Source organism: Pseudomonas sp. MBLB4123 (assembly GCF_051904775.1).
Lineage (GTDB): Bacteria > Pseudomonadota > Gammaproteobacteria > Pseudomonadales > Pseudomonadaceae > Aquipseudomonas > Aquipseudomonas benzenivorans_B.
This window is the reverse complement of sequence record NZ_CP196711.1, coordinates 147,859-163,573: the sequence shown is the minus strand read 5'-3', so window position 1 is coordinate 163,573 and position 15,715 is coordinate 147,859. Positions and strand designations below refer to the sequence as shown.

Below are 15,715 nucleotides of genomic sequence, written 5' to 3'. Positions count from 1 at the left end.
CACTAGCGCCCCCGAGCAATCGCTCGTTTTATGCCAGCAGCAGACCCCGTATGACCCGCTCCCCGTTCCGCCGCCTCGTGTTCGGCACCCTGCACCGCCTGCTGTACCTCTGGGTACGCTCGGAAACCATCAACCAGTCCGCCTTCAGCCTCAGGCTCGACCGCAGCAAGCCGGTGTTCTATGTGCTGCAACTGCCGTCGCTGAGCGACCTGGCGGTGGTCGACAGCGAGTGCCGCAAGTCCGGTCTGCCGCGCCCGGTGCTGCCGGTCAGGCTGGGCGGGCAGGAAGAGCCGGCGGCCTTCTTCTACCTGACCCCGGAGCCTGACTGGCTCGGCCGCCAGGACAAGCGCGGCAGCTCGCCGACCCTCGCGCGGCTGGTCGCGGCCCTGAGCCTGCAGGCCGTGGAGGATGTGCAGATCGTGCCGGTCAGCGTGTTCTGGGGCCAGTCGCCGGACCGCGAGACCAGCCCCTGGAAGCTGCTGTTCGCCGACAGCTGGGCGGTCACCGGGCGCCTGCGCCGGCTGGTCAGCATCCTCATGCTCGGACGCAAGACCCGGGTGCAGTTCTCCACCCCCATCCAGCTGCGCGAACTGGTGGCGCAGGACAAGGGCCACGAACGCACCCTGCGCATGGTCCAACGCATGCTGCGGGTGCATTTCCGCCAGCAGAAGGCCGCGGTGATCGGCCCGGACCTGTCGCACCGGCGCAACCTGGTCAAGGGCCTGGTACATGGCCCGCTGGTGCGCCAGGCGATCGCCGAGCAGGCCGAGCGGGAGAACATCGCGCTGGAAAAGGCCGAGGCCCAGGCGCTGCGCTACGGCAACGAGATCGCCTCGGACTACGCCTACACCGCGATCCGCTTCCTCGAACTGGTCTTGAGCTGGTTCTGGAACAAGATCTACGACGGCATCAAGGTCAACCATATCGAAGGGGTGCAGGACATCGCCCAGGGTCACGAGGTGATCTACGTGCCCTGCCACCGCAGCCATATCGACTACCTGCTGCTGTCCTACCTGCTGTTTCGCAACGGCCTGACGCCGCCGCATATCGCCGCCGGCATCAACCTCAACATGCCGATCATCGGCAGCCTGCTGCGCCGCGGCGGCGCCTTCTTCATGCGCCGCAGCTTCAAGGGCAACCCGCTCTATACCGCGGTGTTCAACGAATACCTGCACAGCCTGTTCAGCAAGGGCTTCCCGGTCGAGTACTTCGTCGAGGGCGGGCGCTCGCGCACCGGGCGCATGCTCCAGCCCAAGACCGGCATGCTGGCCATCACCCTGCGCAGCTTCCTGCGCAACCACCGCCTGCCGGTGGTGTTCGTGCCGGTGTATATCGGCTATGAAAGAGTCCTCGAAGGCCGCACCTACCTGGGCGAGCTGCGCGGGGCGAGCAAGAAGAAGGAGTCGGTCTTCGACATCTTCAAGGTCCTGGGCGCGCTCAAACAGCGCTTCGGCCAGGTCTGGGTCAACTTCGGCGAACCGCTCAAGCTGGCCGAGTTCCTCGACCAGCAGCAGCCGGACTGGCGCGAGCAGGACCATGGCGCGCAGTTCCGTCCGGCCTGGCTGAACCAGGCCACCAACCGCCTCGGCGCGCGGGTGGCACAGCGGCTCAACGAGGCGGCGGCGGTCAACCCGGTCAACCTGGTGGCCCTGGCGTTGCTGTCCACCAGCAAGCTGGCCCTGGACGAGCCCGCCCTGGCGCGGGTGCTGGACCTCTACCTGGCGCTGTTGCGCGCCGTGCCCTACTCGCCGCACTGCACCCTGTCGGAGGGCGATGGCCAGGCGCTGATCGACTATGTGCAGGGCATGGCCCTGGTCGCCGAACAGCGCGATGCCCTGGGCAAGATCCTCTACCTGGACGAGCACAACGCGGTGCTGATGACCTACTACCGCAACAACGTGCTGCACATCTTCGCCCTGCCGGCCTTGCTGGCGAGCTTCTTCCAGAGCAGCGCGCGGATCAGCCGCGAGCAGATCCTGCGCTTCACCCGTGCCCTCTACCCCTACCTGCAGGCCGAGCTGTTTATCCGCTGGGATGTCGATGCGCTCGAGGCCGTGGTGGACCGATGGCTGGCGGCCTTCGTCGAGCAGGGCCTGCTCAAGGTCGAGGGCGACGCCTATGTGCGTCCGGCGCCGAGTTCGCGCCAGTTCGTCCTGCTGACCCTGCTGTCGCGGGCCATCGCCCAGACCCTGCAACGTTTCTACATGGCCATCGCCCTGCTGCTCAACGCCGGGCAGAACGTCATCAGTGCCGAGGAACTGGAGGACCTGTGCACGGTGATGGCCCAGCGCCTGTCGATCCTCCACGGCCTCAATGCCCCGGAGTTCTTCGACAAGAGCCTGTTCCGCCACTTCATCCAGACCCTGCAGGAGCAGGGCGTGCTGCGCCAGGACGAGGCCGGCAAGCTCGGCCATCACCCCCAGCTCGGCGCCCTGGTCGAGGGTGCGGCCAGGCGCGTGCTGCCGGCCGAGCTGCGCCTGTCGATCCGCCAGGTGGCGATGGACCAGGGCGAGGAGGCCCTGGAGGCCGTCTGAGCCCGACTCAGGACGCGGCGCGGGTCAGCCAGCGGAACAGGGCCAACTGCGCCGGCAGGTAGAACAGATACTCGGGGTGCCACTGCACCCCGATGATGGGCCGGCCATCCTCGGCCTCCACGGCCTGGACGATGTTGTCCAGATCCCAGGCGACGGCCCGCAGCCCCTCCCCCGGATCGCGGACGGCCTGGTGATGCAGGCTGTTGACGCGCAGGCGGTGCCGCGCACAGACCCGCGACAGCTGGGAGTGGCCGTCGACCTGCACCTGCTTGGTCGGCAACAGGCCCGGCCGGTTGTAGGTGCGCACGCGCATCGGCCGGATGTCCTGGTGCAGATTGCCCCCCAGCACCACGTTGATCAGCTGGGCGCCGCGGCAGATGCCCAGCAGCGGAATCCCCTGTTCCAGCGCCTGTTCGATCCAGCGCATCTCCAGCTTGTCGCGCGCGGGGTCGCTGCGCACCTTGGCCGCGATGTCGCCGCCATAATGCTCCGGGCCGACATCGTCACCGCCGCCGATGATCAGCGCGCTCAGCGGCATGCCGCTGGGGGCGTGAGCCACGCTGATGCGCTCGGCATCGGCACCGACCAGGCGCAGCGCCCAGCGCGTCGACCACCAGGAGGGCGACCAACGCCGCGGGTTGCCGGTCACCCCCACCCGCGGTCGTTCAGCCATCGTCCGACGTACTCCAGCCAGGCCGAGCGGTTGAGGCCGAGAACCGGTCGCCAGTGCAGCAGGAAGGCCTCGGCAAGGGCCTGCAACTCATCCTCTGCGGCGGCCAAACGTTCGACCACGCACCAGAGATTCCAGGGCCTGGCCAGGGACCAGTCGGCCTTCTCGATCTGGCAGTTGGGCAGGCGGTAATGGAAGGTGGGCCGGGCCTTGACCTTAGGGTCCGCCACGGCCTGCCGCACCCGCTCGGCATCGAGCTGCGCCAGCAGCGGCAGCAGATCCATGGCCCGATTGCGGGTGGCATTGTGCTTGAGGTAGTCGTCGAAGAGGCGCTCGCGGCTGGCCACCGGACGCTCGGCGAGCAGCCGCACGTAGGCCTCGGGATAGAGGTCGATATAAGGGCTGATCCGCCGCGACAGATCCACCCGATGGGCGTCCACCAGCCACCACTGCAACAGGGCGAAGGCGCGCAGGTAGGCGCCGATGCTGGCCGTCTCCAGATGCGGGATGTCCGGGTTGATATGCACGCCGAAAGCCGCCAGCGGCGAATTCTCCGTACCCACCGCACCGGCCTGGCGCAGGCCGCTCACCATGGCGTCCAGCCGCGCCAGCTCGCCGATGGCAATCGGCGGGCAGACCACTTCCAGCGGCACCACCAGGCTCGCCGCCTGGCTGAGCAGGTCCATCCACTCCGGACTCCCCTCCTGCGCATCCTCGACCTTGGCCGACTGGCGCTTGAGGAAGTCCCAGTCCAGTTCGATGTTGAACGTGCCCAGCCCCTCGACCCGCAGCACCCGTTCGCTCGCCGAGGTCCTCGACAGCTCGCCCCCCAGGGCGGCCTGTACCGTAGCGGCGGTCTGGTCGAGGGTCAGGCCGGTGAATTCCAGCTCGAAGCCGACCCGGCGCGGCGTACCGTCGGCCTTGCGGGTAACGGGGGGCAGCTTGAACTCGAGGTCTCGATGCATGGCATTGGCGGCCTTTACTGAGGCAAGGCTTTTCAGTAATAACCGCTGCGGCGTCCCGGCGCAAACCTCAGCCCGGCAGCGCAGCCGCCAGCCCACAGCCTGACGCCCCGCAACACGCGGGTTTGCGCAGGCTCGACGCTCCGCTAAGCTCGACCCCACGACTTCTACATAAGGAACGCCCCATGTTGCGCCTCTCCACACTGGTCGCCGGCCTGGCCCTGTCCGCCAGCGCCTTCGCCCTGTCGCTCGCCGACCTGACCCAGCAGGACGCCAGCGGCGGCCTCAAGGATGCACTGATCCAGGGCGCCCAGGTGGCGGTCAAGCAACTGGGCGCCCCCGGCGGTTTCAGCGACGACCCGGCGGTGCGCATCGAGCTGCCGGGCAACCTCGGCAAGGCGGCCAAGACCATGAAGCTGATGGGCATGGGCAGCCAGGTCGAGGCGCTGGAGCTGAGCATGAACCGCGCCGCCGAGGCCGCCGTGCCCGAGGCCCAGGCCTTGCTGGTGGACGCGGTGAAGAAGATGACCGTGGAGGATGCCAAGGGCATTCTCGGCGGCCCGCAGGACTCGGCCACCCAGTACCTGGACCGCAGCAGCCGCGAGCAGATCCGTGCCCGCTTCCTGCCGATCGTCAAGCAGGCCACCGACCGGGTCGGCCTGGCCCAGCAGTACAACGCCTTCGCCGGCCAGGCGGCGAACTTCGGCATGCTCGATGCGAAAAACGCCAGCATCGAGGGCTATGTCGCCGAACAGGCGCTCGACGGCCTGTTCGCCATGATCGCCCAGCAGGAAGCCCGCATCCGCCAGAACCCCGCCGGGGCCGCCACCAGCCTGGCGAAGAAGGTCTTCGGCGCGCTGTAGCCAGGTCCTGCGACCACCATCGGGCCCGGAGCGTGCCGGGCCTGTTGGCGCCCGACCCGGCCAGACCAGCACGTCGCGCAGCCGGGCCCGATGCCCGGCCTGGCGCCCCTGGCCGCCTCCCGGGCCGACCTGCGACGGCGCAGCCCCATGCGATACATCTTTCCCCCCCACTCATCCAGGAGTCTCTATGAACATTTCCCGTTACGAAACCAGCGCCCGCATGAGCCGCGTCGTCGTGCACAACCACACCGCCTACCTGTGCGGTCAGGTGGCCGAGGACCGCAGCGCCGGGATCGCCGAGCAAACCCGCACCATGCTGGCCAAGGTCGACGCGCTGCTGGAGTCGGTCGGCAGCAGCCGCGAACAGATCCTCTCCGCCACCCTCTACCTGAAGGACATGGCCCTGTTCGCCGAGATGAACAGCGTGTGGGACAACTGGGTGCCGGCGGGCCATGCCCCGGCGCGCGCCTGTGTCGAGGCCTCGATGGCCAGCCCCGAGCTGCTGGTGGAAATCTCGGTAATCGCCGCCGTTTCCCCCTGATGCCCGCCCCTCTCCCGCGATAGCCAAGGCGGCGCAAAAAAAACCAGCCCGGCGCTCGCCGGGCTTTTTACTGCGCGCATGGCTGACCTGAGATCACCCATGGCCTGAACAGGCATCCTTTGCCAGACGCCCCGCTGCTGCGTCTAATAGGGCCACCACCGGGATCGTCCAGGTGGCCCCTGCCCTCTCCGGAGTCTTCTCGATGAGTCCACTCATGCCCCTCGGCAAACCGCTCGCCACCTGGTGCCAGGACTACCCACTGATCGCCCGGCTGATCGCGCTGCAGCCGCTCAGCTGGTTCAACCCGGCCATCGCCGGCGCCGCCGAGGCCCTGGGCGACGTCGGCCTGAGCCGGGCCGACGTAGATGATGCCAGCGCACGCCTGGCCCGCTTCGCCCCCTATATCGCCCAGGCCTTCCCCGAGACCGCGGCCAGTGGCGGCATCATCGAGTCGCCGCTGGTCCCGGTGCCGCAATTGCAGGCGGCCCTGGCCGCGCGTTACGGCCTGACGCTGCACGGCTCGCTGTGGCTCAAGCAGGACAGCCACCTGCCGATCTCCGGCTCGATCAAGGCCCGCGGCGGCATCTACGAGGTGCTCAAGCACGCCGAAGACCTGGCCCTGGGCGCCGGCCTGCTGCGCCTGGAGGGCGACTACCGGGCGCTCGACGGCGCGGCGGCCCGGGCCCTGTTCGGCCGCCACCGGATCGCCGTCGGCTCCACCGGCAATCTCGGCCTGTCGATCGGCATCATGGCCGCGCGCCTGGGCTTCCAGGCCACGGTGCACATGTCGGCAGACGCCCGCCAGTGGAAGAAGGACAAACTGCGCGCCCACGGCGTCAGCGTGGTCGAGTACGCCAGCGACTATGGCGTGGCGGTGGCCGAGGGGCGGCGCCAGGCCGAGGCCGATCCGCTCTGCCACTTCGTCGACGACGAGAACTCCCCGGACCTGTTCCTCGGCTATGCGGTGGCCGCCGAACGCCTCAAGCAGCAGCTGCATGCCGCCGGCATCCGCGTCGACGCCGAGCACCCGCTGTTCGTCTACCTGCCCTGCGGCGTCGGCGGCGGTCCCGGCGGGGTGGCCTTCGGCCTCAAGCTGGCGTTCGGCGATGCGGTGCGCTGCCTGTTCGCCGAGCCGACCCACTCGCCCTGCATGCTGCTCGGGGTGCATACCGGCCTGCACGAGGCGGTAGCGGTGCAGGACTTCGGCATCGACAACCGCACCGCCGCCGACGGCCTCGCGGTCGGCCGCCCGTCCGGCTTCGTCGGCCGCGCCATGCAGCGGCTGATCGACGGCTACTACACGGTGGACGACGAGGAACTGTTCCGCCTGCTGGCGCTGCTGGAAGAGCGCGAGGGCCTGCGCCTGGAGCCCTCGGCACTGGCCGGGGTGCCGGGCATCGCCCGGGTGCTGGACGAGCGCCAGGGCTATCGCCCGCGCCTGGGCCTGACGCCCGAGCGGCTGGCCCGGGCGACCCACCTGGTGTGGGCCACCGGCGGCAGCATGGTGCCCGCGGCGGAGATGGCCGCCTACCTGGACCAGGGCCGGGCGCTGCTGCAGGCCGAACGCGCCTGAGCGCCCAGACTGCCGCCCCCCAGGAGGACGCCGCCATGCTGAACCTGCCACCGCGCCTCGGCGCCGGGCTCAACAGCAGCCAGTTCGCCAACCTCTACACCTTTCAGGCCGCGGCCCGCCACCTGAGCTTCGCCCGTGCCGCCGAGGAGCTGTGCCTGACCCCGAGCGCCGTCAGCCACCGCATCGCCCGCCTGGAGCGCGGCCTGGGCCTGCAACTGTTCCAGCGCCTGCCGCGGCAGATCCGCCTGACCGAGGACGGCCAACGCATCTTCGCCATTCTCCAGGCGGCCCTGGACGAGCTGCGCGAGGCCCTGCAGCATGGCCCCGGCGCCGAAGTCGCCGGGCCGCTGGCACTCTATGTGCGCCCCTCCCTCGCCGAGTGCTGGCTGGTGCCGCGCCTGGCCGAGTTCACCCAGCGCTACCCGGCGATCACCCTGGATATCCGGGTGGGCAACGCCCGCATCGACTTCCGCACCCAGCACCTCGACCTGGCCCTGTACTACAGCCGCGACGAGTTCCCCGGCCTGGTCTCCACGCGGCTGCTGGAGGAGTGGCTCGCCCCGGTGTGCAGCCCGGCCTACGCCCGCCAGCACGGCCTGCTGGAGGCCCCAAGCAACCTGCGCCACTGCACCCTGCTGCACGATGCCCTGGCCTGGGACAACGCCGCCTGCGACGCCGAGTGGCAACTGTGGGCCGCACAGCAGAGGCCGGTGCTCGAACTGCCGCGACGCAGCCTCAGCTTCGATCGTTCCGACCTCTGCGCCCTGGCTGCCAGCCACCATGCCGGCATCGCCATGGGCCGCTACCAGTTGGTGCGCGAGCGCATCGCCCGCGGCGAGCTGCTGCTGCCGCTCGGCGGCTTCGCCCCGGTCGGAGGTTGTGCCTATTACCTGGTGCACCCGGCGCGCGAGCCGCTGCCCCTGCGCCTGCAGCTGTTCATCGACTGGCTGCGGCAATGCGCGGCCGAGGGCGGCGAGCCAGGCCGGACGCCGCCGTGACGCGGCCAGAAAAAAGCCCGGTCGGATGACCGGGCTTCTAGTCATGGCACTCAGCGCGCCGGCTTGACCCTGAACCAGGCCGCGTAGAGCGCCGGCAGGAACAGCAGGGTCAGGGCCGTGGCGACGATCAGGCCGCCCATGATGGCCACCGCCATCGGCCCGAAGAAGATGCTGCGCGACAGCGGGATCATCGCCAGCACCGCCGCCAGGGCGGTCAGCACGATGGGCCTGAAGCGCCGCACCGTGGCCTCGATGATCGCCTGCCAGCGGTCCAGGCCGGCGGCGATGTCCTGCTCGATCTGGTCGACCAGGATCACCGAGTTGCGCATGATCATCCCGGACAGGGCGATGGTGCCGAGCATGGCGACGAAGCCGAAGGGCTGGCGGAAGATCAGCAGGAACAGGGTCACGCCGATCAGCCCCAGGGGCGCGGTGAGGAACACCATGGCCGAACGCGAGAAGCTCTTGAGCTGCAGCATCAGCAGGGTCAGCACCACCACGATGAACAGCGGCACCCCGGCGTTCACCGATTTCTGCCCGCGGGCCGAGTCCTCCACGGTGCCGCCGACGTCCAGCAGGTAGCCGTCCGGCAGCGTGGCGCGGATCGGCTCCAGGGTCGGCAGGATTTGCTTGACCAGGGTCACCGGCTGCTCCTGGCCGTAGATGTCGGCGCGCACGGTGACGGTCGGCAGGCGATTGCGATGCCAGATCACCCCCTCCTCGAAGCCGTACTCGAGCACGGCGATCTGCGCCAGGGGCACGCGCCGGCCGCTGTCGGTCGGCACCGCCAGACTCGGCAGCAGGCCCAGTTGCCGGCGCTCGCCCGGGGTGCCGCGCAGGAGGATCTCGATCAGCTCGTTGCCTTCGCGGTAGTGGCTGACCGGGGCGCCGGTCAACGAACTCTGCAGGAAACGCGACAGATCGGCGGTACTCACCCCCATGGCCCGGGCACGCTCCTGATCGATGTTCAGGCGCACCACCTTGCTCGGTTCCTCCCAATCCAGGTGCACGTTGACCACATGGGGGTTGTCGCGCACCTTGTCCGCCACCTGACGGGCCAGGGCACGGACCTCGTCGATGTGCTCGCCGGACACCCGGAACTGCACCGGATAGCCCACCGGCGGACCGTTCTCCAGGCGCGAGATACGCGTGCGCAGGCTGGGGAATTCCTGGCTCAGGGTGTCGATCAGCCAGCTGCGGATGCGCTCGCGGTCCTCGATGCTCTTGGTCAGCACCACGAACTGGGCGAAGCTGGCCGCCGGCAGCTGCTGGTCCAGCGGCAGGTAGAAGCGCGGCGAACCGGTGCCGACATAGGCCACGTAGTTGTCGATGCCCTCGCGCTCGGCGAGCAGCTGCTCGAGGCGCTTGACCTGGGCCTCGGTGGCGCTCAGCGAGGCGCCCTCGCCCAGCTTGAGGTCGACCATCAGCTCCAGACGCCCGGAGGCCGGGAAGAACTGCTGGGGCACGAAGCGGAACAGCGCGATGGACGCGACGAACAGGGCCAGGGTCAGCAGGATCACCGTCTTGCGCCGGCGCACGCACCAGCTCACCACCCGCCTGACGCGCTGGTAGAAGGGCGTGGCGTAGGGATCGTGGCCCTGGTCGCTGCCGCCGTGCTTGGCCGCATGCAGCTTGGCCAGGTCCGGCAGCAGCTTGGCGCCCAGGTAGGGCACGAAGACCACCGCGGCGATCCAGGACACCACCAGGGCGATGGTCACCACCTGGAAGATCGAGCGGGTGTACTCGCCGGTGCCGGACTGGGCGGTGGCGATCGGCAGGAAGCCGGCGGCGGTGATCAGGGTGCCGGTGAGCATGGGAAAGGCCGTGCTGCTCCAGGCATAGCTGGCCGCCTTGAGGCGGTCGTAGCCCTGCTCCATCTTGATCGCCATCATCTCCACCGCGATGATCGCGTCGTCCACCAAGAGGCCCAGGGCCAGTACCAGGGCGCCGAGGGAAATCTTGTGCAGGCCGATGTCCAGGTAGTACATGGCGGCGAAGGTCATCGCCAGCACCAGGGGAATCGACAGTGCCACCACCAGGCCGGTGCGCAGGCCCAGGGAGAAGAAGCTCACCAGCAGCACGATGATCAGCGCCTCGGTGAGCACCTGGACGAACTCGCCCACCCCGGTCTTCACCGCGGCCGGCTGGTCGGACACCTTGCGCAGCTGCATGCCGGCCGGCAGGGTCTCCTGCAGGCGGGCGAACTCGTGCTCCAGGGCCTGGCCCAGCACCAGAATGTCGCCGCCGCTCTTCATCGACACCGCCAGGCCGATGGCGTCCTCGCCCATGAAGCGCATGCGCGGCGCCGGCGGGTCGTTGAAGCCGCGCTTGACCTCGGCCACGTCGCCGATGCGGAAGGTGCGCTCGGCCACGCGGATGGGGAAATCGCGGATCTGCTCGACGGTCTCGAAGCGCCCGCTCACGCGCAGCTGCACCCGGTCGCTGGCGGTCTCGAAGAAACCGGCGGTGCTCACCGCGTTCTGCTCGTCCAGCGCCTGCTGCACCATGCCCAGGGGCAGGCCGAGGGTGGCCAGCTTGGTGTTGGACAGCTCGATCCAGATCTTCTCGTCCTGCAGGCCGAGCAGCTCCACCTTGCCCACGTCCTTGACCCGCTGCAGCTGCAGCTGGATGCGGTCGGCGTAGTCCTTGAGCACGGCGTAGTCGAAACCCTCGCCGGTCAGCGCATAGATGTTGCCGAAGGTGGTGCCGAACTCGTCGTTGAAGAAGGGCCCCTGGATGCCCTGGGGCAGGGTATGGCGAATGTCGCCGACCTTCTTGCGCACCTGGTACCAGATGTCGGGAATGTCCTTGGAGCGGATGTCATCGCGGGTGACGAAGGTCACCGAGGATTCGCCGGGGCGGGAGAAGGAGACGATCTTGTCGTACTGACCGGTCTCCATCAGCTTCTTCTCGATGCGTTCGGTGACCTGGCGCGAGACCTCCTCGGCGGTCGCCCCCGGCCAGTTGGTGCGGATCACCATGGCCTTGAAGGTGAAGGGCGGGTCTTCGCTCTGCCCCAGCTTGGTGTAGGAGATGCCGCCGACTATCGCCAGCAGCAGCATGATGTAGAGAACGATCTGGCGGTTGTGCAACGCCCAGGCGGAGAGGTTGAAACCCATGGGGACTACTCCTTGGCCGCCAGCTTGACCGCGCGGTTGTCACGGTCCACCGGGCGCACCTGCTGGCCCTCGCGCAGCACCTGCACGCCAGCCGCCACCACCCAGTCGTCGGCACTCAGGCCTTCGAGCACCGGAACGCTGGTCTCGCCGTAGGCGCCGATGCGCACCAGGGTGCGCTTGAGAGTGGCATCTGCCGGGTCGACCACCCAGACGAAGGGCCGCCCCTGCTCGGCGCTCAGCGCCGACAGCGGCACCGCCAGCGGCACCTCGCCGTCATGGGCGATGAACACCCGGGCACTCTGCCCCAGTTCGGCCGGCACCTTGCCCTGGGTGAAGGCCACCCGGGCGGCGAAGGTGCGCGACTGCGGGTCGGCCGCCGGCGCCATCTCGCGGATGCGCCCGGGGAAACGCTGGTCCGGCTGCGACCACAGTTCGACCTGCACCGGCTGGCCGACCTGGAAGCGCTCGAAGGCCTGCTCCGGCAGGCTGATCAGCACCTCGCGCTCGCCGTCGACGGCCAGGGTGAACACGCTCTGGCCCGCCGCCACCACCTGGCCCACTTCGACCATGCGCCGGGCGATCACGCCGGCCTGGGAGGCCCGCAGCACCGCGTAGCCGGCCTGGTTCCTGGCCACGTCGAACTCGGCCTTGACCTGCTTGAGACGGGCCTCGCCCGAGCGGAAGGTGTTCTCCGCGTTGTCGTACTGCGAGCGGCTGACCAGCTGGCGGGCCAGCAGCTTGCGGTAGCGGTCGCGCTCGGCGCGCACCAGCTGCAGGTTGGCCTCGGCCGCGGCGACCTGGGCGCGCATGGCCTCCAGCTGCAGGCGCACGTCCTGGGGGTCCAGCTCGGCCAGCGGTTGATCCTTGCGCACCTGATCGCCGACCTCGACCAGGCGATTGCTCACCTTGCCGCCAATGCGGAAGGCCAGCTCCGGTTCGAGGCGCGCGCGCACCTCGCCGGGGTAGCTGTCCGTCAGTTCGGCGGCCAGTTGTGGCTGGATCACCAGGGCCGGGCGGATGGCCGGCGTCACCGGCTCGCCATTGCCACAGGCGGCGAGCAGAGCGATTAGACTGGCGGGCACTGTAACGGACAGGACATGACGCAACATGATCGAAGACCTTTCGCCAAGGTTTGGAATATTTGTACTGCCGGGTATAGTAAAAATAGCAAACTCGCCAGTCCAGTATTAAAAGCCACCGATGCCTAAGCAAATGTTGCCGCCCAGCGGCCCCGGCCGCCCGAAAGACCCCGTCAAGCGTCAGGCCATCCTCGATGCGGCGAAAACCCTGTTCCTCAGCAAGGGCTACGACGGCAGCAGCATGGACGCCATCGCCGCCGAGGCCGGGGTGTCGAAGCTGACGGTGTACAGCCACTTCACCGACAAGGAGACGCTGTTTTCCGCGGCGATCAAGGCCAAGTGCCAGGAGCAGCTGCCCGAGCTGCTGTTCGAACTGGTGGACGACGCGCCGCTCGACAGCGTGCTGCTGAACATCGCCCGCGGTTTCCATCGCCTGATCAACAGCCGCGAATCGGTCGAGCTGCACCGGGTGATGGTCAGCCTGGCCGCCCAGGACCCCAAGCTGTCGCGGATCTTCTACGAGGCCGGGCCGCAGCGGGTGCTGCAGGAGATGGAGCAGCTGCTGCGCCAGGCCGACCGCGCCGGCAAGCTGCGTATCGACGACCCGCAGGAGGCGGCCGACCAGTTCTTCTGCCTGGTCAAGGGCGGCGCCAACTTCCGCCTGCTGATCGGCTGCGGCGAGCCGCAGCAGGGGGCCGCCGCCGAGGAGCACGTGCGCCGGGTGGTGGCGCTGTTCATGCGCGCCTACCGGCCCGACTAGTCAGGCCTTAACCAGGGCCTTCTTCGGGTAGATGTCGTAGCGGCTGGACTTGCCCTCCAGGGCATAGCCGGGCTTGGCGCCCTCGATGACCGGCGCCTTGCGCGGGCGCTTGACCACCACCCGGTGGCTGGCCAGCGCCAGTGCCGCGGCGAGCAGCGCCGGGGCATCCAGGTCGTCGCCGACGAAGGGGCGGAACAGGCGCATCTCCTTCTTCACCAGGGCGCTCTTGTCGCGGTGGGGGAACATCGGGTCGAGGTAGATCACCTGGGGCGGCTCTCCCGTCCAGGCCCCCATCAGTTCGATGGCGTTGCCGTGCAACAGCTGCATGCGCGCGACGATCGGCGCCACCTCGGCATCGGCGGCGGCGCGCGCCAGGCCGTCCTCGAGCAGGGCGGCGATCAGCGGCTGGCGCTCGATCAGGGTCACCGCGCAGCCCAGGCTGGCCAGGACGAAGGCGTCGCGGCCCAGCCCGGCGGTGGCATCCAGCACCCGCGGGCGCACGCCCGGCTGCAGGCCCACGGCCTTGGCGATCATCTGCCCGCTGCCGCCGCCGAACTGGCGACGATGGGCCAGGGCGCCTGCGACGAAGTCCACCCGCACCGGCCCGGGCGCCTGCGGCCCCAGCTCGGCCAACTGCAACCCCGCCTCGCCCAGCTGCAGGGCGAACTCGGCCTCGCCGTCCCGGGGCAGGCCGAGGCGCGCGGCCCAGGTCGCGGCGGCCCCGTCCAGATGGGCGGCCAGGGCCTCCATGCGAATGCGGGCGATGGGCTGTTCGTCACTCATGGGCAATCTCGCTCGATAGCGTTCAACTCGACCGCGCGGCGGCCGATAACCAATTGGGCCCGGCATTCTGCCAGACCCGCCTCCGTCCAGCCGCACCGAGTTGTCCATGATCAACGGCCTTGCCCCACTCCCCCCCTCGTCCGGCGCCGGCGGAACGCTGCCGGCGCCGAGCAGCGAGGCGGAAATACGCGGTTATCTGGACTTCCAACTGCTGCTCAGCCGCCTGCTGCCCGGACCACTGGCAGCACAGGCCCGGGACAGCGCCGACAGCGAGCCGCCGCCGTCCCCCCGACGGCATCGAGCCGGCCCCGGAGCAGGGGCAGTTCATCGCCCGCCTGCAGCTGGAGCTGGGCGAGCACCTGCAGGCCCACCCCGAGCGCGTCGAGCCTCTGGGGCTGGCCATGCTCGCAGACGCCTGCGAGGCCTTCAGCCGGGTCATGCCAGCGGCGCAGTTGCCGCCACTGCCGGCGTACAGCCCCTGATCCCCGGGACAGGTCGAGGCCTCAGCGATTCACCTGCCTGGCCGCGCGGAATTTCCCCGGGGCGATATCGAAGAACTCGCGGAAACAGCGGCGGAAGTGGGAGATGCTGACGAAGCCGCTGGCCACGGCGATCTCGGCCATGGACTTGTTGGTCTGCTGCAGCAGCTGACGGGCCCGGGTCAGGCGCAGCTCCAGGTAATAACGCGAGGGGGTGGCGTTAACGTGGCGGCAGAACAGGCGCTCCAAGTGGCGCCGGGAGATGCCCACGCACTCGGCCAGTTCGTCCACCACCAGGGGCTCGTCGATGTTGTTGTGCATCAGCTCCAGGGCCAGCTTGAGGGCCTGGGGCAGGGTCGGGTCGTAGTCCACCGCCACCACCGACACATCCATCACCTCGCGCATCTTGTCGCAGCTGAGTACCTCCTCCACCGCGCTGACCAGCTGCTCGCCGCCGCTGCGCCGCACCACCTCGAGCATCATGCCCAGGGAGCTGTTGGCGCCGGCGCAACTGATCCGCTCGCGGTCGAGCACATAGGCATGGCTGGAGAGTTTCACCTGGGGAAACAGCTCGCTCATCATCGCCCGCCCGTCCGGGTGGAAGGCGCATTCGTAACCGTTGAGCAGACCGGCCTCGGCGATGAAATAGGCGCCGTTCCACAGCCCGCCGAGCATGGCCCCGCTGGCTTCGGCCGAGCGCAGCTTGGCCCGCAGCAGCGCTTCGCCCTGCAGGCGCACGCGAAAGCCGCCGCAGACCACCAGGATATCCAGGCGTTTCTCCTCCAGTTCGGCGAGCGGGCAGCCGGCGGAGATGGCGATGCCCAGGTCGCTGACCACCAGCTCGCTGGCGCCGACCACCAGCACCTCGAACAAGGGCGTCGAGCTCATCAGGTTGGCCGTGACCAGGGCATCCACCGCGCCGGTGAAGGCCATCATCGAGAAATGCTCCTGCAACACAAAGGCGACCCGACGGGGCGGCAGCGACGGTCCCGCGCTCACCATCTTGTCGAGGTGCGCCATATTCTTGTTCTTCAAAACGCTCTCGAAGGACGATCTCATCTCACAACCCGGTCAGACTCAAAGCCATGTGGTTATTTTAGTTATTCGGGCCCCGCCCCCCAGCTCGCCCGGTGTTGCGCAGCGGCGACGGCCGCGCCTGCGCCGTCGTCGCCTCCGGCGCCATGGCCCCTGGCGCGAAGACCGCCAGCATACCCTGCTCCTTCGGCCATTCCGCGAAAAATCTCCATGTAAACGACCTGTAACAGCCCTATTACAAGCTGATACAGCAAGCGCTAAAGCGGTTCACATCGCCTTGCTAGGTTGAAGCCTCCAACAACTACAAAAAAGATCGCCG

General features: G+C 68.8%; 13 protein-coding genes. 7 read left to right on the top strand and 6 right to left on the bottom strand.

Features of this window, described 5'->3' with window-relative positions:
• Positions 1-50: 50 nt before the first annotated feature.
• The gene (plsB, locus tag ACSX1C_RS00750; RefSeq protein ID WP_439887813.1) at positions 51-2,534 is read left to right on the top strand and encodes a glycerol-3-phosphate 1-O-acyltransferase PlsB; all 2,484 of its coding nucleotides are present in this window, start codon (positions 51-53) and stop codon (positions 2,532-2,534) included.
• A 7-nt stretch (positions 2,535-2,541) separates the two neighbouring features.
• Here the strand turns inward: plsB and ACSX1C_RS00745 are convergent, their stop codons facing one another.
• Both ACSX1C_RS00745 and ACSX1C_RS00740 read right to left on the bottom strand, forming a co-directional pair.
• On the bottom strand, positions 2,542-3,207 hold the full coding sequence (locus ACSX1C_RS00745) for a gamma-glutamyl-gamma-aminobutyrate hydrolase family protein (RefSeq protein ID WP_439887812.1): 666 nt from the start codon (positions 3,205-3,207) through the stop codon (positions 2,542-2,544).
• Entirely contained in the window at positions 3,180-4,169 is a 990-nt protein-coding gene (locus ACSX1C_RS00740; RefSeq protein ID WP_439887811.1) for an amidoligase family protein, read from the bottom strand. Before ACSX1C_RS00740 ends, ACSX1C_RS00745 begins: the two co-directional genes overlap by 28 nt.
• Before the next feature lie 182 nt (positions 4,170-4,351).
• Between ACSX1C_RS00740 and ACSX1C_RS00735 the strand changes: the two genes are divergently transcribed.
• The 4 genes from ACSX1C_RS00735 (at position 4,352) to dsdC (ending at position 8,141) form a co-directional block, all read left to right on the top strand.
• A complete protein-coding gene (locus tag ACSX1C_RS00735; protein ID WP_439887810.1) occupies positions 4,352-5,029 on the top strand; it encodes a DUF4197 domain-containing protein in 678 nt (225 codons plus the stop codon).
• Positions 5,030-5,216: 187 nt separating this feature from the next.
• Entirely contained in the window at positions 5,217-5,570 is a 354-nt protein-coding gene (locus tag ACSX1C_RS00730; protein WP_439887809.1) for a RidA family protein, read from the top strand.
• A 214-nt stretch (positions 5,571-5,784) separates the two neighbouring features.
• Positions 5,785-7,143, top strand: a complete 1,359-nt coding sequence (dsdA, locus tag ACSX1C_RS00725; protein ID WP_439889459.1) for a D-serine ammonia-lyase — start codon at positions 5,785-5,787, stop codon at positions 7,141-7,143.
• Positions 7,144-7,178: 35 nt separating this feature from the next.
• A complete protein-coding gene (gene dsdC / locus ACSX1C_RS00720; protein WP_439887808.1) occupies positions 7,179-8,141 on the top strand; it encodes a DNA-binding transcriptional regulator DsdC in 963 nt (320 codons plus the stop codon).
• Positions 8,142-8,191: 50 nt separating this feature from the next.
• Here dsdC and ACSX1C_RS00715 read toward each other — a convergent pair whose 3' ends face one another.
• Both ACSX1C_RS00715 and ACSX1C_RS00710 read right to left on the bottom strand, forming a co-directional pair.
• A complete protein-coding gene (locus ACSX1C_RS00715) occupies positions 8,192-11,260 on the bottom strand; it encodes an efflux RND transporter permease subunit (RefSeq protein WP_439887807.1) in 3,069 nt (1,022 codons plus the stop codon).
• Positions 11,261-11,265: 5 nt separating this feature from the next.
• On the bottom strand, positions 11,266-12,369 hold the full coding sequence (locus ACSX1C_RS00710) for an efflux RND transporter periplasmic adaptor subunit (protein WP_439887806.1): 1,104 nt from the start codon (positions 12,367-12,369) through the stop codon (positions 11,266-11,268).
• Between the two features lie 91 nt (positions 12,370-12,460).
• Between ACSX1C_RS00710 and ACSX1C_RS00705 the strand changes: the two genes are divergently transcribed.
• Positions 12,461-13,099, top strand: a complete 639-nt coding sequence (locus ACSX1C_RS00705) for a TetR/AcrR family transcriptional regulator (RefSeq protein WP_439887805.1) — start codon at positions 12,461-12,463, stop codon at positions 13,097-13,099.
• Here ACSX1C_RS00705 and ACSX1C_RS00700 read toward each other — a convergent pair whose 3' ends face one another.
• Positions 13,100-13,849 (bottom strand): class I SAM-dependent methyltransferase, encoded by a 750-nt coding sequence (locus ACSX1C_RS00700; RefSeq protein WP_439889458.1) that lies wholly within the window; start codon positions 13,847-13,849, stop codon positions 13,100-13,102.
• 152 nt (positions 13,850-14,001) lie between these two features.
• Between ACSX1C_RS00700 and ACSX1C_RS00695 the strand changes: the two genes are divergently transcribed.
• Complete coding sequence (locus ACSX1C_RS00695) at positions 14,002-14,364, top strand: hypothetical protein (RefSeq protein ID WP_439887804.1); 363 nt, start codon at positions 14,002-14,004, stop codon at positions 14,362-14,364.
• Positions 14,365-14,385: 21 nt separating this feature from the next.
• Here the strand turns inward: ACSX1C_RS00695 and ACSX1C_RS00690 are convergent, their stop codons facing one another.
• Positions 14,386-15,420: a GlxA family transcriptional regulator gene (locus tag ACSX1C_RS00690; protein WP_439887803.1), complete on the bottom strand. Its 1,035-nt coding sequence runs from the start codon at positions 15,418-15,420 to the stop codon at positions 14,386-14,388.
• Positions 15,421-15,715 lie beyond the last annotated feature (295 nt).